Origin of the sequence: Fusibacter tunisiensis, assembly GCF_016908355.1 — a bacterium.
GTDB classification, from domain to species: Bacteria; Bacillota; Clostridia; order Peptostreptococcales; family Acidaminobacteraceae; genus Fusibacter_D; species Fusibacter_D tunisiensis.
Genome location: NZ_JAFBDT010000011.1, coordinates 17,526 through 38,220 on the forward strand (window position 1 = coordinate 17,526; position 20,695 = coordinate 38,220).

General features: G+C 39.2%; 19 protein-coding genes and 1 pseudogene. All 20 read right to left on the reverse strand.

The features are described from left to right. Positions 1–44 precede the first annotated feature (44 nt). Positions 45–1,580, reverse strand: a complete 1,536-nt coding sequence (locus tag JOC49_RS07755; protein ID WP_204664045.1) for a putative polysaccharide biosynthesis protein — start codon at positions 1,578–1,580, stop codon at positions 45–47. 10 nt (positions 1,581–1,590) lie between these two features. Then, positions 1,591–2,085 (reverse strand): GNAT family N-acetyltransferase, encoded by a 495-nt coding sequence (locus JOC49_RS07760; protein ID WP_204664047.1) that lies wholly within the window; start codon positions 2,083–2,085, stop codon positions 1,591–1,593. Between the two features lie 36 nt (positions 2,086–2,121). Continuing rightward, positions 2,122–2,940 (reverse strand): alpha/beta fold hydrolase, encoded by an 819-nt coding sequence (locus JOC49_RS07765; protein WP_204664048.1) that lies wholly within the window; start codon positions 2,938–2,940, stop codon positions 2,122–2,124. Position 2,941: 1 nt separating this feature from the next. After that, positions 2,942–3,829, reverse strand: a complete 888-nt coding sequence (gene phaZ, locus JOC49_RS07770) for an intracellular short-chain-length polyhydroxyalkanoate depolymerase (protein WP_341534666.1) — start codon at positions 3,827–3,829, stop codon at positions 2,942–2,944. 64 nt (positions 3,830–3,893) lie between these two features. After that, positions 3,894–5,153 (reverse strand): ABC transporter substrate-binding protein, encoded by a 1,260-nt coding sequence (locus JOC49_RS07775; protein ID WP_204664052.1) that lies wholly within the window; start codon positions 5,151–5,153, stop codon positions 3,894–3,896. A 68-nt stretch (positions 5,154–5,221) separates the two neighbouring features. Continuing rightward, entirely contained in the window at positions 5,222–5,947 is a 726-nt protein-coding gene (locus JOC49_RS07780; RefSeq protein WP_204664054.1) for an ABC transporter ATP-binding protein, read from the reverse strand. Beyond that, the gene (locus JOC49_RS07785) at positions 5,934–6,761 is read right to left on the reverse strand and encodes an ABC transporter ATP-binding protein (protein WP_243423640.1); all 828 of its coding nucleotides are present in this window, start codon (positions 6,759–6,761) and stop codon (positions 5,934–5,936) included. The genes JOC49_RS07780 and JOC49_RS07785 overlap by 14 nt, the downstream gene beginning before the upstream one ends. Before the next feature lie 2 nt (positions 6,762–6,763). Continuing rightward, a complete protein-coding gene (locus JOC49_RS07790) occupies positions 6,764–7,759 on the reverse strand; it encodes a branched-chain amino acid ABC transporter permease (protein WP_204664057.1) in 996 nt (331 codons plus the stop codon). A gap of 8 nt (positions 7,760–7,767) precedes the next feature. Continuing rightward, positions 7,768–8,643, reverse strand: a complete 876-nt coding sequence (locus JOC49_RS07795; protein WP_204664059.1) for a branched-chain amino acid ABC transporter permease — start codon at positions 8,641–8,643, stop codon at positions 7,768–7,770. Between the two features lie 25 nt (positions 8,644–8,668). Beyond that, positions 8,669–9,505, reverse strand: a complete 837-nt coding sequence (locus JOC49_RS13375) for a methyl-accepting chemotaxis protein (protein WP_204664062.1) — start codon at positions 9,503–9,505, stop codon at positions 8,669–8,671. A 185-nt stretch (positions 9,506–9,690) separates the two neighbouring features. Next, complete coding sequence (locus JOC49_RS07805) at positions 9,691–10,497, reverse strand: shikimate dehydrogenase family protein (protein ID WP_204664064.1); 807 nt, start codon at positions 10,495–10,497, stop codon at positions 9,691–9,693. Then, complete coding sequence (aroC, locus tag JOC49_RS07810) at positions 10,475–11,578, reverse strand: chorismate synthase (protein ID WP_204664066.1); 1,104 nt, start codon at positions 11,576–11,578, stop codon at positions 10,475–10,477. The genes JOC49_RS07805 and aroC overlap by 23 nt, the downstream gene beginning before the upstream one ends. Next, positions 11,550–13,796: a 3-dehydroquinate synthase gene (gene aroB, locus JOC49_RS07815; protein WP_204664068.1), complete on the reverse strand. Its 2,247-nt coding sequence runs from the start codon at positions 13,794–13,796 to the stop codon at positions 11,550–11,552. The genes aroC and aroB overlap by 29 nt, the downstream gene beginning before the upstream one ends. A gap of 83 nt (positions 13,797–13,879) precedes the next feature. Further along, positions 13,880–14,704 (reverse strand): Cof-type HAD-IIB family hydrolase, encoded by an 825-nt coding sequence (locus JOC49_RS07820; RefSeq protein ID WP_204664070.1) that lies wholly within the window; start codon positions 14,702–14,704, stop codon positions 13,880–13,882. A gap of 118 nt (positions 14,705–14,822) precedes the next feature. Further along, positions 14,823–16,472 (reverse strand): hydroxylamine reductase, encoded by a 1,650-nt coding sequence (gene hcp / locus JOC49_RS07825; RefSeq protein ID WP_204664072.1) that lies wholly within the window; start codon positions 16,470–16,472, stop codon positions 14,823–14,825. A 94-nt stretch (positions 16,473–16,566) separates the two neighbouring features. Continuing rightward, positions 16,567–17,316 (reverse strand): nickel pincer cofactor biosynthesis protein LarB, encoded by a 750-nt coding sequence (gene larB / locus JOC49_RS07830; protein ID WP_204664074.1) that lies wholly within the window; start codon positions 17,314–17,316, stop codon positions 16,567–16,569. After that, complete coding sequence (larE, locus tag JOC49_RS07835) at positions 17,297–18,145, reverse strand: ATP-dependent sacrificial sulfur transferase LarE (protein ID WP_204664076.1); 849 nt, start codon at positions 18,143–18,145, stop codon at positions 17,297–17,299. Before larE ends, larB begins: the two co-directional genes overlap by 20 nt. Beyond that, positions 18,142–19,393: pseudogene (gene larC, locus JOC49_RS07840) on the reverse strand (nickel pincer cofactor biosynthesis protein LarC). Before larC ends, larE begins: the two are co-directional and overlap by 4 nt. 65 nt (positions 19,394–19,458) lie before the next feature. After that, the gene (truA, locus tag JOC49_RS07845; RefSeq protein WP_204664078.1) at positions 19,459–20,184 is read right to left on the reverse strand and encodes a tRNA pseudouridine(38-40) synthase TruA; all 726 of its coding nucleotides are present in this window, start codon (positions 20,182–20,184) and stop codon (positions 19,459–19,461) included. A gap of 42 nt (positions 20,185–20,226) precedes the next feature. Beyond that, a complete protein-coding gene (locus tag JOC49_RS07850; RefSeq protein ID WP_204664080.1) occupies positions 20,227–20,559 on the reverse strand; it encodes a hypothetical protein in 333 nt (110 codons plus the stop codon). Positions 20,560–20,695: the final 136 nt, after the last annotated feature.

Consider the following 20,695-nt stretch of genomic DNA (forward strand, 5'->3'; position numbering starts at 1 on the left):
CTTCTCAACGTATCAAGTTGCATACGTTAGAAAACAGGGGTTTTTCATGCTTTTTCTATTGCATCAAAATCTACTTTTCGAACAATTTTAAAACCAACGATTGCCACAAAGTAAACTAGGGCTGCAAGACCAACAGATATCAATAAATTTAACCGCATAGGTAAAAAGAGTGTCAATCTGGAAAACAGAAGTTTGGCAAAAATCATCATAATACTATTCGCAAACAAAGTTAAGCCAACTTTTTGATAAAACAATTTTCCTGGTTTCGAGAGTTTAAATACATATGCGGTATTCAGAAGAGCTGCAACCCCATAAGCAAGTAAAGTCGAGTAAGCCGCGCCATCAATATTTACAGCTGGAATCCCAATTAAAACATAGGCTGTAACCACTTTAACAACCGCGCCTACAAAGAGATTTTGAACAGGTTTATTATACGCATTCATTCCTTGCAAAATACTTGTTGTTGCTAAATACAGGGATAAAAAAACAATAGACCCACCCAAAATTGTGAGTACGCTCGCTGCATCTGTTGCAACACTTTCCTTTGATGGATAGAAAAATAAGAGAATCTCTTTTGAAAATCCTGCAATTCCAATTCCTATTGGCAATCCTAAAACAATTGACAACAGTATGCCAAGTTCAATTTGTCGTTTCAACTTGTCACTTTTTTGTGTGAAGCTCGTTGTAATCATTGGCAATAAAATCACTTGTAGGGCTGAAAAGACAACTTGAGAAATGTTAATAATAGGGGCAGAATAAAAAGAGACATACGAGAAAAGAATTGCTGCCGTATCAACAAACCCCACATTTTGTAGTCGCCATACCACTAAAGTCCCATCGATCATGGCCAAAAGCGGCATTATGGATGCACCTAAAGCCAAAGGCACAACCAATTTGGCAATTTTAGCCCCAATTGCTTTCATTGGCAAGTGTTTAGGTGGCTTTTCTGGATATTGTTTTTTAAACTTATAAGACAGATACCCCCAACTGAGCAAACCTCCAAATGCAGTCCCTGAAGTCCCTGCAGCTGCAAGCAAACTGTCATTAAATGCCAGTCCAGCAAATAAGGCCACCACGCCTATACCAAGCGTGACACGCCCTATCTGTTCAATCAATTGTGAAATCGCATAAAACTGTAATTTTTGCTCACCTTGAAAAAAGCCCCTAAAGCTCGCGTTCATGGCCACAAAATACGCTGCAATTCCAAGCACAAAAAACGAATATGTACTTTCAGGATACCCTAAAGCCGATGAAACAATACCAGCAAACAAGAACATTAATAGTGCTGTTATAAGACCTAGGCCTGTCATCAACCGCCGCGTAACATAAAAAGTATTCAATTTTCCAGCTGTATCGTTTTCCGCAATTGCTTCGGCGGTGAGTTTGGCTGTTACAGCAGGGATTGCCCCTGATGTGACGATTATAAGCATGTTATACCATGGATAGGCTAAGGAATAATAAGAAATGGCCTCTTCTGTCATAAATATAGCCAGTGGCACACGATACAATGCGCCAATTAACTTTATAACAAGGCCAATTATACCAAGCATACCCAAATTTCTAATAAACTTGTTTTTCATAAATAATCCTTCACACAAGCTCTACGGCTTGCAAAGATACAACTTTTTTACCATCATAAACCGATTGTTTTCCAACTTCTTTGAAGCCAAAAGTTTCGTGAAATTTCAGTGAAACAGGATTTGGTGGATTGATGTCAATTTCTGCTGTGAGTCTTGGAAATCCATGTGATTTAGCATAATCAAACAAGTGGTCATAAAGCATACGCCCAATCCCTTCCCCATGTTTTTCAACCGAAACCACCACTCGATCCACATACAAAAAAGAATCATATTTTTCTAAGAACCAACGGTAATTCACACTGTCATAAGATTTTCCCTCTCTAACAACAATCGCAAAAGCTTCAACTTGTCCATCAACTTCCACCACTACAGTTTGCTCAGACTGATCAACGAGCATTTCTAATCTTTTATGATCAAGAGGCGAAAGAAAATGAACAGATTCTTCATTAAGCGCTAAGAGCCTGTTCATATCATTTTTTGTTGCAGGTCTAATTATTTTATCCATAATTTTATCTCCAATTTCTTTGATAAAATTATTATATCATATCGTAAATGTTTTACCACCAAACTTCATAAAGCCAATAACTAAAGCAAAGAAGGCGTTGGGCTTTTCATACATAGAAGCATGTCCACAGTCTTTAATGACCACAAGTTCTGAATTTTTAATGGCTTTTGACAGACTTTCCTGCCTGTCTATTGGTGTAATCAAGTCACCATCTGCACCAATTATCAAAGTTGGAACACTGATTTGATTTAACACTTCCCGTGCATCATGGGTTTCAGCACTGACAACCAACCTCATAAACCCGTCATACCAGGGTTTTTTAAAGAGATTTGAAAACATAACTTCTCGGGCATCCAACCATTCTTTATGCGCCTCATAAAATGCCCGCGAATAAATTGTCGGAATTGTTGCTTTAAAAAATTTCCCGCCATCACACGTTTCAGCAGCATGGACCCAATTGTCCCCAATTGCCTTAAGTTGTAGGTCTGTATAGTCTGTGGTATTGGCTAAAATCAACTGTTTTAAGCACTCAGAATTTTCGGCTGCAAATTGCATCGCAATCTCCCCACCATAAGAAATTCCCAGTAGTGTGAAGTTTTTAAGCGCCAAAAACGCAACGACATCTTTTACAGCTTCCACTTGAAGGGTTTGATCATAAGGCCCATCTAAATAGGTCGACTTTCCTTGATCATAAAAATCCATCAGTACTACTTTAGTATGTTCCTTCAATGTTTCAACAAAAGGTCCCCAGCTGCTGCTACTCATCATAATGCCATTTAAGATCAAGAGCGTTTCCGCGCCATCTCCATGAATTTCGTAATAAATTTTACCGCGAACCGTTTCAAGATACGCCATTCTAAAACTCCTTTATTATAGAAACGACTTGGTCAAACGAATCCACCATCGGATTATGACCCGAATTTTCAAGTATAATCAACTTAGAATTGTCTTTTAGTGCTTCATTAATGCCTTGAGCCATTGCCATAGGTACAACCACATCCTTGTCTCCCTGCACAATCGTCACTGGACATTTTACCTTATGGATGTCTCCACTTCCTTGAACGTAGCCATTATGTGTGTCTGACATATTAAATCGGGTTAATGCGTAATCAATGTCTACTAAGTTTCTTTGAAGCAACATTTCGTCAATATAACGGTTATAATCTTCTGGATCTGGTGTATTACCCGCGGTGTAGATTGCTGCATTCCATAAGTTTTTATAGAACTCAGAATCGCCACGTTTTATGGCATCCAGTACCGGCGCTACTTGAATTGGATCTGATTCAATCTCTTCTTTGGTCATGGCAAGCTCTGTCAAAATCGGTTGTCCTGATGCATCTTTTTTGAAAATTGGATAACCTGTAATCCCAACGCTCTCAAGAAGTACAACCCGTCTTGTTAATTCTGGATTATCCGCGGCAAATTGGAGGGCAATCCCGCCACCAGTTGACCAACCAACCAGTTCAAGATCTTTTAGTCTTAATTTATCAACAAAAATCTCAAGGTCTTCACTTAATGCCTCTAACCCGTCAAATCGTTCATGGTAAGATGAGTGCCCAAAACCTCTTAAATCAACTGCATAGATTTTAAATGTATCGTATAGCGCATCCATTAAAAAATCAAAATGTAAGGACGAAGACATGTTTCCATGAATCAGTAGCAAATTACGACTTCCGGTACCACCCTCTCGATAGGCAAGCACTTCGTCATTAATGTTAATTTTTTTAAATTCAAATTCTCTCACCGTTAACCTCCTTTTAAAAATACAAAAGTCGTGGGATAACCCCCACGACTTCGTTAATTCCACATTAATTGAGGATTGAGTCAATACTTTGAAGCGGCTTTTCTTCAACCCACTCACCAGCAGGATTGTCATGATTGATTTTGGAAAGATTCATTTCCTGTGTTCCAGCACGCAATCCGTTACCAAAGTCAATTTGACCACCAAATGGGTTGTTGATTGGGGATTCTTCAAGGGCATCCATGTAAGTATCCCATGTAATCACACCGTCTACACGTTTAAGACCTTCAACAAAGAAATGTGCTGCAATCCAACCTGTCATAGCGTAAACATTGGTTTCATAGCCCACTGTATACTCAGCAAATTCAGCAAGTGCATTGGCTCTTTCACCTTCAAAAGAAACCCAGCCATTTCCATAAACATCAAACTTACCATTAATTTCATTTACAACGCCTTCAGCAATTACTGGAGATACGTTTACGTAAGTTGTAATAACATCTTTATTAACACTTTGAGCGGCAAGCTCTTTTATAATTGTAGGAATTGTCGCTTGAATTGCAGCCCCAATTACAAAATCTACTTCAGCATCCTTGATTGTCGTTACTGCTGATGATACGTCTGTTGCCCCAGCAGCCACTTGCTGAATTACCAACTCAACATCAAGCTGCTCTGCCATTGTTTCTGCACCCCAGAGCATATCTTTTCCAGCATCATCGTTGGTGTAGATAACACCAATTTTACTTGCACCAAAGTCACCAACAGCACGGGCAACCATGATTTGTCCTTCAGTTCTATAAATCGGTTGAACCGGGAATATATTTCGTTCTCTACCCTCTGCCTTATCATTATACAACTGTCCAATACCAGTTGCAAAGTATACTGCAGGAATTCCATACTCTTTAAGGTCTTCTAATGTTGCTGCAACAACTGGTGTTCCAAAATGACCAACAATTGCAAATACTTTCTCATCTTCAACAAAGCTCGAAAGTGCTGCTTTACCTTTAACAGGATCAAACTCATCGTCTACATGTGTAAATACGATATCTCTACCTTGAATGCCACCTTCACCATTAATCTTTTTGAAGTAAGCTTCAATACCAGCATTGAATGGGACACCAACAGGTGCAAAAGCGCCTGATGTGGCTGCTGAATTGGCAACAATAATCTGTGTATCTGTAATACCTTGAGCCCATTCAAGAGCGTCTTGAGGGGCCTCTGTGCCTTCTGATTCTCCACCTGCTGTACTGTTATCTGCCGGTTCATTAGAACATGCTGCCATTGAAAAAACCATAACAAATACCATTAAAAGCGATAAAATTCGTTTCATAAATATCCTCCTCTTATTTTACTCCATAATAATCTATATTCAATCGATCCAACGTCGATTAAATACCTTTAGTGTGCCCCTAGATAGGCTTCAATTAGGTGTGGATCATTTTTTAATTTTGACGCTTCGCCATGCATTTTTACCTGTCCAAGTTCAAGTACATAGGCATAATCAGCAATTTTAAGGGTTTGCGCTGCATTTTGTTCAACGATAATAACCGTTGTCCCTTCTTGCTTAATCTCTTTAACAATGTCCATAATATCTTGTACAATGAGAGGTGCAAGGCCTAAAGAGGGTTCATCCAAAAGTAATATTTTAGGGCTTCCCATCAATGCTCTTGCAATGGCAAGCATTTGTTGTTCTCCCCCTGAAAGGGTGGATGCCGATTGATTCTTGCGTTCCTTAAGGACTGGAAAATACCCATAGACCCTATTAAAATTAGACTCAATTTGAGCTTTATCTTTAATGGTGAATGCCCCAATCTTTAAATTTTCTTCCACAGTAAAGTCCCTAAAAACTTGTCTGCCTTCTGGAGATTGTCCGATTCCCATTGCCGATATTTTTTCCGCTTCAGTTTTTGTAATATCTTGATCTCCAAGGACAATCGACCCACCTGATGACTCTACCAAACCAGAGATTGTTCTCAGTGTAGACGTTTTTCCAGCACCGTTTGCGCCCAGAATTGCTACAATTTCGCCTTCATTGACTTCCATATTAATGCCTTTTAATGCTTCAACTGCACCATACCTTACAACCAGATTCTCTATTTTAAGGAGTGTCTTATTCTTCCGCATTTTCAGTCACCTCAATTCCAAGATATGCCACCTGCACATCCTTGTTTTCCTTGATTTCTTTTGGTGTGCCTTTAGCAAGAAACTTACCAAATGAAATGGCACAGATGCGATCGCACACATCCATAACAAGTCTCATATCATGTTCCACCAACAAGATTGCACAATTAAGTTCTTTACTGATGCGGCGAATTCTTTTTGAAAGTTCCATGGTTTCTGTATCATTTAAGCCAGCTGCGGGTTCATCTAAAATAATCAATTTTGGATCCGATATCAGAGATCTGGCAAATTCAACTTTTTTTAAGATACCATATGGCTGTCCGCCAACCAGTTGGTCTGCCCGGTCTTCTATGCCCAGTGTTTCCAGAATCTCATAAGCCTTCTGCCGCATCCTGCGTTCTTCTTTAACGGCTCTAGGCAATCTAAACGCTTGATCAAAAATTGTCGCATTAAAATCTGTATGGGCACCGATTAAGACATTGTCAATTATACTTAACTCTCGAATCAACTCGACATTTTGAAAAGTTCTAACCAGACCCAGTTCAATAATTTCATGTACACCATGTTCCAATAAATTTTGAACTTTACCTTTTCGATCCTTAAAATAAATATTTCCAGAATCCGGTCTATAAAATTGTGTAATACAGTTAAAGGCTGTTGTTTTCCCAGCACCATTTGGCCCAATTAAACCAAAGACTTCATTTTCTTTGATTTCAAACGACAAATCGTCCACGGCTTTGAGGCCGCCAAAGGCGATGGATAAATTTTCAATTTTCAGAACGAGCCCATCCATATTGGGTTGATGATCTATATGCATTTCTAAGCTCCTTTTTTGAATAGTTTATTGAACAATCGCTTGATATCGTATCTCGCATATACCAATCCATGTGGATAAAATATAATGACCAGAATAATCAACACGCCATTCAAGACATAAGATAACTGATTGAAGTAAGGCAATTGCTTAAGAAATATATCCGGAACAGCAAAAACAATCAAGGCCCCAATTAGCGTTCCGTAGATGGATCGAAGGCCACCAATAATAATCATAGCCAGAAAATCCAATGACAATTTTAATGACCAAATGCTTGGATAAGAGTACTTGATAAAGTGGACATATAGGACACCTGCAACACTTGCATATACAGTTGCAAGTGCAAAGGCAATTAACCGGTGATTCAGCAAATTAACACCCATTGCTTGAGATGCTGCTTCACTACCTCTCATGGCGTTTAAGGCTCTTCCCAGTCTGCCGTTCACTAAGTTGTATGTCAAAATCATAATTAAAACAAGGACCACGACAATTAAGTAGTACATCCCTGTACGGTCCAGTTCAAAGGTCCCTAACAGGGTTGGATACTGTGCGTTTTTCCCACTAAATCCATTGGTAAAAAAATCAAATTCTTCAAATGTCTTTCTTAAAACTTCTGAAACCGCAAGCGTTGCAATTGCAAGATAGATTCCCTCAATTTTTAAAGAGACAAGTCCAACCAAAACACCAATTAGTGTTGGAATTAAAACAGCTAATAAAAAAGCCACTTCAAAAGGCAAGTTCATGTCCATGGTCACATAGGCTGAAACATACGCCGCAAGCCCCATAAAACCAGAAGTACCAAGTGAAATCAATCCCGAAAAACCCAGAAGAATATTTAATCCTAGTGCTGCAATCGCAAATATAAAGGCACCGCCTAGTGTTGTGATATAACTGACTTTAAAGATTCCAGTCTCTGCCAAAACAGGCACAAACAGCAACAAAACGCCAAGTAGAATGAAATGTGCATATGGATTTTTAATAATTTTTTTTATCGTATTCATTTTGTCACCTAAACTTTCTTAATGATTTTCTTTCCAATTAAGCCATGAGGCCTAAATACCAGGAATACCAAAATGAGAATGTATAGAATCTGGCCACCCCAAACAGAGGATCCGTAATAAAGAAGCAAGTTTCGACCAATTCCAATTATATAGGCACCCAGTACAGGTCCATAAAAGGTCTGAAAACCACCTAAAACAACTGCAATTAGCGCATTAATTTGAATCTCATCCATCAGATTAAGCGTTACAGACGTCATAGGTGCCGCCATTACCCCTGAAAGAACACCGAGTACACCAGCAACTGCCCATGCACCGAGGGTAACTGTCTTCGTTGGCACACCCATCAACTTCGCTGTATGCTCATTAGATGCTGTAGCCCTAACCGCAAGACCCACTTTTGTTTTTTGTAAAATGTAGAATAGGGTCACCATGACAGCAATTCCAAACACAATATTGAAAAGGCCATTATATGAAATGTCGGCGCCCAAAAGTGTTAAGTTTCCATCTTCTATTAGTCTTGGCAACCTCAAGGGATCAACCCCAAACAGTAAGGGGGTAATTCCAAGGACAATCATAATCATGCCCAATGTGATAATTTGCTTTGCCACTGGCGACACCTTTTTGGTGTGTCTGATAATGACGATGTCAATTAAAAAACCAACTAAAATAGCACTTATAATCCCACCAAATATTGCAAGCCACAAAGGCAAGCCCATGGTTCTAAATAAATAGGTCACCACAAACGTATTGAACATGGCCACAACGCCTTGGGAGAAGTTTGTGATAAACGACGTTCTAAAAACAATAATAATCCCAAGGGCTGCCAATGCGTAAATACTGCCTGTTTCCAGACTCCTAAACACAACTTGTAAGAAAGTACTCACTCAATTCACCTCATTCTGCTAATTTCTAAAACATGTTTGCAAGTTGATCTAGCGAATCAGCGCTTTGCTCCAATTTTTGAATGGATGCTACAATGGCCTTTAATTCACTAGATTGTTTTTCAAAAATACTATTATTCGCATTAATTTTGTTTTCAATATCCGCAATAGATGCATTCATCTGCTCCAATGTGGACTTAATTAAATCTGCTGATTCTTTACTGGATTGTGACAATTTTCGTATTTCTTCTGCGACAACAGCAAATCCACGTCCTTGTTCACCCGACCGGGCTGCCTCAATAGAAGCATTTAAACCAAGCAAATTCGTTTGATTGGCTATGGTGCCAATGAATTTTAAAACGTTATCTGTTTTATCAGCACTGGCGCGCGCCTCTGCAGCATCCTGCTCAATTTCAAGATTGACACTTGCAACAGATTCGATCCCTTTAGAGACATGTGTTATTGTATAAAGAACATCACCCAATGTTTTTGACAATGAATTGCTATGTTCTTTAATTGCATTTTGCTTTTCCAAACTGATGCCAAAGCCAATTGCGCCAACAACATTTCCCGTATCATCCCGAATTGGATAGCCAATAGCCCTATACGGAAAACCAAAAACCTCTTTTGGAATTACTTTTTTAACAATTTTCCCAGTATGAATGCTGTCATAAGCTGCCGATCCCTTTTTAAGTAAAGCTTGCTCTTCTGACTGAACGACGCCAACATCTCCATTGTAAAATTTAAGGCATCTTTCCGTATTGTTTATTCCAATCATCATTTGATCTTCAAAAAGGACATTTAGAATTGGAATAATCAAATCGAAGGCTTTCATGATTTCGTTTTCTGAAATTGACTGAATCATAAGGTCTCCATTTATTTTTTATCGTGTCTTATACTAAAGCAAGTCCCATGCCAAAGGTAAAATTTTTATGTACAAATTGAAAACAGCCTTTTCACAAATCCAATGTGTCACAAATAAAAACAAGTTGTCCAAAGTGTGTACAAAATCATGTACACTTTTTGAACAACTTGTCTGTTGTGTTCACTTTATTTGCATTTAGGCCCGATTGCCTCAACAAGTGCCATAACATCCAGTTCCCTCTCAAGCCAAATGCTTTCTGCTGCAACTGCCTGAATCAATAACATATTAAACCCATTGATACGGGGTATGTTTAACGTCTCCGCAAGCTGTAGGAGTTTTGTTTTTTCAGGGACATAAACCATATCAAAAACGCCTTTCTGCTTTTTTAACAAAGCTTCACTTATGGGCATTTGATCTTTATACTGAACCGAGCCAATTGGTGTGGCATTGATTAAAAGATCTGTGCGTGGGCATAGTGCTTCAAGTCTCTCATAAGAAAGTGTCTGTGTGCCTAGTATACCTCCTTTTTCACGCGTTACTGTGAAAATTGTCCTGACTTTCAAATCTTTCAAAACTGCCACCGCCATTTTGGCAGCCCCACCTGTGCCTAAGACGATTGCAGATTCAATAGGCCAATCAAAAGCTCTTTCAAGTGAAACTCTAAACCCTATATAATCTGTATTGTAACCCACAAGTCCTTTAGTTTCAACACGCACCGTATTCACGGCTCCAATTTTCCAAGCGTCCTCTGTCACTTCATCTAAAAAAGGCATTATTTTCTCTTTAAATGGAATGGTTACATTAAATCCCTTATACTGGTGTTTAATCTCATCGATATCCGCTTTGCTTAAGTCAGTTTTAGAAAAGTTAATCAAATCATATTCCGCTTGGATGCCTAAGACTTCAAAAACAGCCTTGTGTATTTTAGGAGACAAACTGTAGCCAATGTTTTTACCAAGCACGCCAAATTTAACATTTTCTGGTCTTGCCATAAATCCCCCGATCCACAAGATACAGGTCATAAAAAACAAGTGCAACCATTGCACGCACCACAGCTGGTGCACGCATAACTATAGCTGGATCATGCCTGCCCTCTATAACCAATTCTGTTGTTTCACCAGATTTAAAATCCAGTGTTTCTTGAGTTTTCCCAATTGAAGCAGTGGGTTTAAAAACACATCTAAAAACAACGGGCATCCCATTTGAAACGCCGCCACTTATGCCCCCATTATGATTAGACTGCGTCTTAATCTCACCATCTGCATCTTTTATAAACCGGTCATTCGCTTCCGATCCCTTCATGTGGGCCAAATCAAACCCTGATCCAAATTCAATGCCTTTAACACCTGGAATCGAAAACATCGCTTTGGAAAGTTCACTTTCAATTGAGTTAAAGAAAGGGTCACCAAAACCAGCTGGGACACCTGTTATCATACATTCCACAAGACCACCTACGGAATCTTTCTCTGCACTGGCATCTTGAACTTCTTTTATCATAGACGCTTCACAACTTTCTTGCATCTGATACTTGGATTGGTCTATGGCTAAAACTTCTGCTTCTGTCAAATTCAAAAATGACTTCCCTGAAATACCCCCAACAGCTTGTATTTGTACCCATATAGAAATGCCCATTTCATCCAAAAGCTGTTCCGCTAGAGCACCGGCAAACACTATTGGTGCGGTTAACCTTGCTGAAAAATGTCCACCACCTCTAGGGTCATTGAAGCCATAATATTTTTTATGCCCTGAATAATCTGCATGACTTGGCCTAAAAACGGTCTCAAATTTCGTATAATCCTGAGATCTTGTGTTGGTATTTTCAAAGCAAACCGTTAGCGGTGTCCCACTTGTATGCGCCTTATAGAGTCCACTTAAAATTTGATAGGTATCCGGCTCAATCCGTCCTGTTGTTAACCCGCCTGAGGTTGCTTTTCTCTGATTTAAACGCTGATTAATCCGGTCTGTATCCATTTTTTTGCCTGAAGGCAAACCATCAATAACACAGCCAACAGCAGGACCATGCGACTCTCCAAATATTGAAATTCTAAACAGTTTCCCCAATGTGTTGGACATTTACCTCACCCCCCAAAACACGATAATGTTCCCAAAAATTCGGATAGGATTTATCCACCGATTGACTTCCGTGAATCACAACTTCAGTTTCACATCTTGTGGCCGCTATTGCCAGTGCCATTGCCACACGATGATCGTTCCAAGACCAAACGTGACCGCCTTTTAGTGCCAATTGACCGGAAATCACAAGTCCATCTGGTGTCTCTTCAATACTTGCACCCATTTTATCAAGTTCCACCGCCATGGCATGCAATCTGTCCGACTCTTTTAAGCGTACCCGTTTGCCACCAACAAAAGTCGTTTTCCCTGGTGTAACCGCTGCAACAACAGATAGTATAGGCAATAAATCAGGACAGTTAGACAAGTCAATCGTACGTTCTTTACAAGCAAAAGATTTAAGGACCGTGTCTATCACCCGGTCGCCTTGTCGGCTTTTTTCATTCAAGCCCTCCACTTTTACATTAGAACCAAGAGCGTTTGCCCCTATCCAAAAAGCAGCTTGTGAGTAATCACTCTCAACATAAAAGTCCTGCCCCTCGTAGTGTTGGTTTCCTGGAATTCTATAAGTTAATTCAGAGTCTTGAAAAATTTTAACATTATAGTGATCCAAAACTTCCAAAGTCAAATCCACATATCCTTTTGATTCCAAAGGTGTTGTCAGCTTAATTATGGACGTACCATCCAAAAGAGGAAGTGCCATCAATAACCCTGTTACAAATTGAGAACTTATATTGCCTGGGATCTCATACAATCCAGGTTTTAAGTTGCCTTCAACTGTGACTGGTAAGCCACCATCTGCTGTGGTATATGCAACTTCCATTTCATCGAACACTTTATAGTAAGGTGTTAAAGGCCGATCACTTAACCTGCCTTCACCGGTAAAGGTCACACCACCCTTTGCCAAAAAACAAAATGGCATGAGAAATCGAAGTGTTGATCCCGATTCTCTACACTGAATAAGTGCATTTTCTACGTCACCTGATTTTTTATGAATTCTGTAATAGCCATCTTTTGAGAGTACAATTTCGGATCCAAGTGCTTTCATACCTTCTAATGTCGCCATCATATCATTTGACATAACAATGGGGCCAACCAAAGTGGGCGTTTCCGATAACCCCGCAGCTATTATTGCCCTATGGGCTATGCTTTTGCTTGGAATGCCAGGAATATGGCCGCTTAATTTTCTCGGGGCAACCGTTGCAATTTTTATTTTCAAATCACAGCCAAGGTTATCTATGAACACTGTGAAATCCACAGGGATAATCTGTAACTGGCCTAACTTTTCAAGTTGAATGGTATGAATATGCGTGGCCTTTCTTTTTTTGTCTTTAGCCACATGCCAGGCAACACCACAGATATGGTCAGGCACTCTCAGATCAACCGGCAGATTAAACTTGTTAAACAAAGCCATACACGTTTCATAAGCCGAATCTGACAGGCGTCCCAGTTGGTTTGCCTGCTTCAATTGATAGGCCATTCCAATCGCCACAGCTTCTCCATGTGTGTACGTTTTAAACCCATAATAGGCTTCAATTGCATGCCCAAGTGTGTGTCCAAAATTCAGCTTTTGACGATTGCCAGAATCCCTAAAATCATCTTCGACGACTTTCTCTTTAATGGCAATGGATTTTATAATTAAGGCCTCTATGTGTTCACGATTGTTTTTCATCTCATCAAAAGGCCAGTCCATAGCTTGAATCTGCTGAATCATCTCAGGGTCAAATCCAATTGCATATTTTATAATCTCTGCCATACCAGAAGCAAATTCGCGCTTAGGAAGGGTTTCCAAAAAACCAACATCTAACCAAATATCAGTAGGGTTATAAAAGCTTCCTATAGCATTTTTAGCGTTCCCCATATTAATGCCTGTTTTTCCACCTACACTACTGTCCACCATAGCAAGAAGCGTCGTAGGAATATTAATATAAGGAACACCTCTCATATAAGTAGAAGCTGCAAATCCAGTCAAGTCTCCTACAACACCACCACCAAGTGCAATCAAGTAATCGCCTCGAGTCATTCCTTTTTCCTGCATGTAGGCAATCAAACGTTCATATGTCTCTATACTTTTAGACACTTCGCCAGGCGCAATTACAAATCTATCCATGCCGGGAAATCGCTTCCCATAATAAGCCTCAACGTTTGCATCTGTCACAATCAAATGTCTTCCAGGCCCCAAACGCTTTATTAAGTTTTCTTGAGTCACTTCAATCGTCATAAAGCCCTCCCTTAATCCATTATACAACAACATCCGCATAAAACACATAGATGTGTTCAATGCGGATGTTTTATGCGGATGTCTTATGCGCTTATGATTTCACTTAAATCCAGCATGGATTCAATCCATTTTGCAACAGCGTTTTCATCATTGTCGCCTGCAATATCGTGTCCTGGTAACAAACTTTTTAATTTCGGATGCGCATTGGCCATCACATAGCCTTTCCCAACAACTTGAAGCATTTCATAGTCATTTAAACCATCTCCAAACGCAACTACTTCACTGGGTTTTAGCCCCATTTTGTTTAAAAGTTTTACAATTGCAGTGCCCTTATTCACGTGCTTAGGCATTATTTCCAAACATTCATTCATTGAAAAAGTCACTTCTACAAAATCGCCATATCGATCTTGAATTTCTTGTGCAATTGGGACCAATCTTTCATTGTAAAATGATGTGAAAAATACTTTGTTAATTGGCTGATCCAAATACGACTCAAATTGGCAAAGCGTATACTTAAAATCATCTGGTGTATAGTAACTGGAAAATACTTCATCTGGTTTTTCCATCAACCACAAATTCCCTTGATAAAGATTTTGAAAAACACCATCTTGTACGGGCAATGCCAGTATTTTTTCAACGATCTCCCGAGGGATTGTTTCTTGCTCAATTAGCTCACCCTCTTCATTGGCAATTGTTGCCCCATTTGAAGAAATAACATGTGCCTTTACATCAAGCTGTTTCTTTATATTCATAGCATCACAATGATGACGCCCAGTTGCAATCCAAAAGTGTACATCTGATTGATCCAAGGCTCGGATTACTTTTTTTGTGTAATCACTCAGTTGATGGTCTTTTCCCAGTAATGTGCCATCAAGATCAGATATAATGAGTTTAACGTCTCGATTCATGTCCTACCTCCATTTGCTACAGTATAACGGAATCTATGCCATTTTACAATTCGTCTAACGTTATATTTTTGTAAACAAAACACCCCTGAATCAGACGATTCAGGGGCGAGAAAATCAATTAGCCAAGAAATTCGACAATATCTTCTTCTACAGTATTAATACCACTAATTCCAAATGTGTTCACTAGAACATTTGCAACATTTGGTGACAAGAAGGCCGGAAGTGTTGGTCCAAGTTTGATGTTCTTAACACCAAGGTATAAAAGGGCCAAAAGAACGATAACAGCTTTTTGCTCGTACCAAGCAATATTATAAGAAATTGGAAGTTCATTAATGTCGTTTAATTCAAAGACTTCCTTAAGTTTAAGTGCAATTACTGCAAGTGAATAGGAGTCATTACATTGACCTGCATCCAAAACTCTTGGAATGCCACCAATATCCCCTAAAGGTAATTTGTTATATCGATATTTTGCACAACCCGCAGTTAAAATAACTGTATCTTTTGGAATTGTATTTGCAAAATCTGTGTAATAGTCTCTAGATTTCATTCGACCATCACACCCTGCCATTACAAAGAACTGCTTAATTGCACCTGATTTTACAGCGTCTACTACTTTATCTGCTAAAGCCATCACTTGATTGTGTGCAAATCCACCAACAATCGTGCCCGTTTCAATTTCGGTTGGTGCAGGCAATCTTTTAGCATGCTCAATAATCTCACTGAAGTCTTTTGCCTTTCCGTCTACACGGTTAGGGATATGCTTGAAGCCATCAAATCCGGCTGAACCTGTTGTATAAATCCTGTCTTTATAACTCGCTGCAGGTGGTACAATACAGTTTGTTGTGAAAAGTACAGGTCCATTGAAACTCTCAAACTCTTCTTTTTGTTTCCACCAAGCATTTCCATAGTTTCCTACAAAATGATCATATTTCTTAAACGCTGGATAATAATTGGCTGGAAGCATTTCACTATGCGTATAAACATCCACACCTGTGCCTTCTGTTTGTGCCAGAAGTTCTTCCATATCTTTCAAATCATGACCTGAAATCAAAATCGCAGGCTTGTTTCTAACGCCAATATTAACTTCAGTAATTTCAGGGTTTCCATAACTGGAAGTATTGGCTTTATCCAGTAATGCCATTACATTGACCCCATACTTACCTGTTTCAAGTGTTAATGCCACCAACTCATCTGCTGACAAAGTATCATCTAATGTCGCAAGTAAGGCTCTTTCAATAAAATCATATATTTCAGAATCTATAAATCCTAGGTTCGCAGCATGCTCTGCATAAGCCGCCATACCTTTGAGACCGTAAGTTATAAGTTCTCTTAAGCTTCTTACATCTTCATTTTCAGTGGCCAAAACGCCCACCATGCCAGAATCTGCTTTTGTCTGATACGCGCTCTCTGGCGTTGTCCATACAGCGGAATCATGATAAACTTTTGAATCAAGTTTTCCGGCTGTTTCCAAATCTTTTTTCACCGCATCTCGCATTTGAATTGCACCGGTAATTTTTGCAGCAATTGCATTGTGGTCAAAATTTGCATTGGTAATGGTTGCAAACAAACCATCTAAAATAACAGCATCTGCTTCTGGCTTATTAATGCCTGCTTTACGTGCCTGTTGGTTGAACTCAGAAAGTCCTTTCAATGTGTAAATTAACAAATCCTGAAGATTGGCAACGTCGTCTGTCTTTCCACAGACACCAATTTTAGTACAGCCTTTTCCGCCAGCTGCCTCTTGACACTGATAACAAAACATACTCATAATGGAATACCCCTTTCATTTCTGCATTTAATTTGTTTATTTCCAAAGAAAGCATACAAAAAATAAAAGAAGATTTCCGTAACATACGTTACATTTAATCCAATTGATTAATCATAGAGGCTGAATAAGCTGCACCAAATCCATTGTCTATATTTACAACTGTAACCCCACTGGCACAACTGTTTAGCATGGTTAAAAGGGCACTAATCCCATTAAATGAAGTTCCATAGCCAACACTTGTAGGCACTGCAATAACAGGTTTATCCACCAGTCCACCAACGACACTTGCAAGAGCCCCTTCCATTCCAGCCACAACAACAACCACTTTTGCACCCCGAATAAGATCCATCTTTGAAAAAAGTCTATGAATTCCCGCAACCCCTACATCTACAATTTTTTCTACCCGATTGCCTAAAATTCGTGCCGTTTCAAATGCCTCCTCTACAACTGGTAAATCAGATGTGCCTGCTGCCACAATAGCAATGTAACTTTCTGTTTCTTTCTTTTTTTTATTTTGAACAACGATGGTTTTACCAAGCGGATTATAAACTGCACTTGGAACGCGTTTGATAACAGCTTCATACATGTGGTAAGAGGCTCGAGTTGCAAGCACATTTACTTTTTTGCTGTTTAAATGTTCAACGATGTCCGTAACTTGATCAACCGTCTTACCTTCACAATAAACCACTTCCGGATAGCCAACCCGAAGTTCTCTGTGATTGTCTATCATGGCAAATCCTAAATCGGAAAACGGAAGCATCTGAAGTTGTTTTAATGCATCTGCAACTTCTACATCTCCCTTTTTGATGCCATTTAACAGATTTTCAATTTCCATTTGATTCATTAGGGGCTCCCTTCATCAAATCACTGTTAAAACTTCCCATAACATACCCTTGAAGGTCCAGCGTAACGTGCTTAAATCCAAATGCCTTAAAATTTTCAACAATCCTGCCGATACTGTCATTTTGGATTAAATCCGTAATTCTATCTGGGTCAATTTCAATCCGTGCTAAATCGCCATGCTTTCTAACTCTAACTGCCTTATAACCCAAATTGTGAAAAAATTTTTCCCCTTTTTCAATCATTTCAAGGGCATTAAGTTCTACCGGCATATCATAGGGCAAACGCGTTAATAGACAGGCGTAAGCTGGTTTATTCCATGTCTTAAGACCAAGCGCTTTAGACCATTCTCTAATCTCTGTTTTTGTGATACCACTTTCAAGAAGTGGGCTTTTGACACCGAGCTCAGTGAGCGCACGCATTCCGGGCCTATAATCTTTTGTATCGTCTGCATTTGACCCATCTGCGAGATTTTTTATGCCCATATTTTTTGCAGAGGCCATCAACTGATTAAAAAGAATTTTCTTACACAAATAGCATCTGTCCGAAGGATTGTTCATAAGCGAAGGATGAAGTGGCAGTTGAATCCGTGTATAAGAAATCCCAATAAACGTCGCCAACTCTTCAGATTCCTGAATTTCCCATTTTGCCATATAGGGGGTTTCAACAGTCAGTGCAACTGCCTTTTCCCCAAGAATATTGCTGGCAACATAGGCCAAAAATACACTGTCCACACCACCTGAAAAGGCAATTGCAAGCCCATCATATTGTGCCAATTGAACACATAATCGATCTACTTTTAATACTTTTTTTCTTAGCACTTCTAAAGTCATTTTAGTCCCTTTCGATTGATTATTTCAGTTTCCAAAATCTGATACACTTCTTTTAATGGCATTCCTGTTTGCACTGCAATTTTACGACACATTTCATATTCGAGCTTCCAATTCACTAGAGTGCCCTTATGATAAGCAAACTTTACCGTCACAGGACCCAAATCTGTCTCAACGGTTTCATAAACACGATCCAATTTATGCTTTACTACAGGATACTTTCTTGTGCCAATCGCTGTGGTCTCCTTAAAAATAATGGTCTCAACCAAATCAATCTCATCTGACTTTGCCAAAATTGAGAGTTTAACCGCAGGGCGTCCTTTTTTCATAACAATCGGTGTCTTAAAAACATCTAGCGCACCCGCTTCGAAAAGTTTTTCTTCTACATAGCCATACATTTCAGCCGACATATCGTCTATATTTGTTTCAATCAGCCATTGGTCAGATTTTTTTTTTGCCCGAAATTTCCACAATCATAAGCCGTAAAAGATTGGGAATTTCGAGATCTCGCATACCAAGTCCATATCCAATTTTTTCAATCGTAAATTCCTTTGCGTCTGTGAACTCTGTAACTAGGCTTTTTAGAATAGCTGCACCAGTCGGTGTGGTCATTTCCATTCCACCAACATTAGAACGCACTGGGATACCTGTTAGAATTTCTGCTGTTGCAGGAGCAGGTATTGGCATAAGACCATGGTCACATTTTACAAAACCACTGCCCAGTTCCACTGTAGAAGCCATTACCTTTTCAATGCCCAGCGTATGGTAACAAATAGCGCTTCCAACAATATCCACAATTGAATCTATTGCCCCGACTTCATGAAAATGAACTGTGTCCGGCGTTCTATTGTGAATTTTTGCTTCTGCTGTTGCAATAAAATCAAATATTTTTAAGCTTGTTTGCTTAACCGAATCCGACAATCTACTGGCTGCAATGATTTTTTTAATTTCTGCATAGTCTCTTTTGCCAACATGACTGTGGCCATGGTCATGGTCGTGTGTATGGTCATGGTCGTGTGTATGGTCATGGTCGTGTGTATGCGTGTGTGCGTTTAAATCAATTACTGTAATTTTTGTTCCAAAAATCCCGTGCTTATCTGCTTTTTTCATTTCGAGACGGTATTCTTCACCAAGTCCCAATTTAGCAAGTTCTTCTAACAGCAGATCATATGAAACACCCAAATCTACAAAAGCGCCCAGTGTCATATCACCACTAATACCCGCAAAACAATCCAAATAAAGTGCCTTCATTTTTATACCCCTTTCATCACTATAAAGGTATTATACCCAAAACTTACGTGAATCGAAATAAAAGTTTAGTATTTCACAGACTCAAGGGTTAGTCCACAAGCTGGTGCCGTAAATCCTAAAACGGAGCGGTCTTGAACCGATTCGGGATCAACCGCCTCTCGTTTGTGCTGACCTACCTCAATTAAAGTACCCGTCAGTATGCGGACCATATTATGCAAAAACCCATCTCCGGTGTATCTTATAACGAGTTCTGTTTCTGTTTCTTCAAAATCAATCTGGTATAAGGTCCTTACTGTCGACTTTTTTGTTCGATCTGAAGAAAAAGGCTTGAAGTCATGCGTTCCAACCAACACCTTTGCTGCTGTTTCCATCGCATTTACATCAAGTTTTCCCTCCTGACTGGCATAAACCCATCTGCGCTCAAAAACCGGTCTATACTCCGCAGTCCATATGCGATAAGCATACGTCTTAGTTTTTGCGGAAAAACGGGCATGAAATCTTTCGTCTACTTTTTCAGCATTAAGAACAGATACATCTTCTGGTAAAAATCGATTCAGTTGATTTTTAAGATCATCTAGGCGCCAGTTAAAATTGGTCTTAAAATTACAGACTTGATTCAAAGCATGAACACCAGCATCAGTCCTCCCAGATCCATTGATTTCAATTGCCTCATGGCACAATCTTGATAAAGTTTCCTCGAGCTTTCCTTGAATGGTATCAGGATTGTTTTTTAGCCTTTGCCAACCTTTGTAACGGGTGCCCTCATACGACAATGTTAATTTGTAATTCACGTGTTTGCCTCCTATAAAAAAAACCAGAGAAAATTCTCTGGACTAAAATGCATCATGCTCTATAACCAATACTTGGTCTCCCAAACGCGCATCAATTTCATTTAAAACTTCAAGTGTTGACTGCGTTGAAGAATATGGAATTTCCAAAACTTCTATTTTATATCCCAAACCCAAATACTTTGCAATGCTTTCCTGATACCATTTTAAATAAACCCCAAATCGGCTGTTTTGATCAAATTGCCTGCCATAACTCCCAATATTCAATAAATCGGATGGCTCATCAATCGTCCGAATACTTCGCGCCTTAATAACAGATTCTACTTCTGGTGTAATTTCTTTATATGCCACCAAAACGACAGAAAATTTATGACTCATAGAATACCTCCTCATCTTTTAATAGCATTATATCAAATTGACAAACTCTAAACAATCCGTTAAATAAAAATCTCCCATTCCATTTAAGCGTTCAAAAAGATATACTATAATTGTCACAATATTCAAAAAAATAGTG

Excerpts from the sequence above, each read along its gene's own strand:
- JOC49_RS07755 (WP_204664045.1), bottom strand. The coding sequence starts at position 1,580 with ATGAAAAACAAGTTTATTAGAAATTTGGGTATGCTTGGTATAATTGGC.
- JOC49_RS07760 (WP_204664047.1), bottom strand. The coding sequence starts at position 2,085 with ATGGATAAAATAATTAGACCTGCAACAAAAAATGATATGAACAGGCTC.
- JOC49_RS07765 (WP_204664048.1), bottom strand. The coding sequence starts at position 2,940 with ATGGCGTATCTTGAAACGGTTCGCGGTAAAATTTATTACGAAATTCAT.
- JOC49_RS07775 (WP_204664052.1), bottom strand. The coding sequence starts at position 5,153 with ATGAAACGAATTTTATCGCTTTTAATGGTATTTGTTATGGTTTTTTCA.
- JOC49_RS07780 (WP_204664054.1), bottom strand. The coding sequence starts at position 5,947 with ATGCGGAAGAATAAGACACTCCTTAAAATAGAGAATCTGGTTGTAAGG.
- JOC49_RS07785 (WP_243423640.1), bottom strand. The coding sequence starts at position 6,761 with ATGCATATAGATCATCAACCCAATATGGATGGGCTCGTTCTGAAAATT.
- JOC49_RS07790 (WP_204664057.1), bottom strand. The coding sequence starts at position 7,759 with ATGAATACGATAAAAAAAATTATTAAAAATCCATATGCACATTTCATT.
- JOC49_RS13375 (WP_204664062.1), bottom strand. The coding sequence starts at position 9,505 with ATGATTCAGTCAATTTCAGAAAACGAAATCATGAAAGCCTTCGATTTG.
- JOC49_RS07805 (WP_204664064.1), bottom strand. The coding sequence starts at position 10,497 with ATGGCAAGACCAGAAAATGTTAAATTTGGCGTGCTTGGTAAAAACATT.
- aroC (WP_204664066.1), bottom strand. The coding sequence starts at position 11,578 with ATGTCCAACACATTGGGGAAACTGTTTAGAATTTCAATATTTGGAGAG.
- aroB (WP_204664068.1), bottom strand. The coding sequence starts at position 13,796 with ATGACGATTGAAGTGACTCAAGAAAACTTAATAAAGCGTTTGGGGCCT.
- JOC49_RS07820 (WP_204664070.1), bottom strand. The coding sequence starts at position 14,704 with ATGAATCGAGACGTTAAACTCATTATATCTGATCTTGATGGCACATTA.
- hcp (WP_204664072.1), bottom strand. The coding sequence starts at position 16,472 with ATGAGTATGTTTTGTTATCAGTGTCAAGAGGCAGCTGGCGGAAAAGGC.
- larB (WP_204664074.1), bottom strand. The coding sequence starts at position 17,316 with ATGAATCAAATGGAAATTGAAAATCTGTTAAATGGCATCAAAAAGGGA.
- larE (WP_204664076.1), bottom strand. The coding sequence starts at position 18,145 with ATGACTTTAGAAGTGCTAAGAAAAAAAGTATTAAAAGTAGATCGATTA.
- JOC49_RS07850 (WP_204664080.1), bottom strand. The coding sequence starts at position 20,559 with ATGAGTCATAAATTTTCTGTCGTTTTGGTGGCATATAAAGAAATTACA.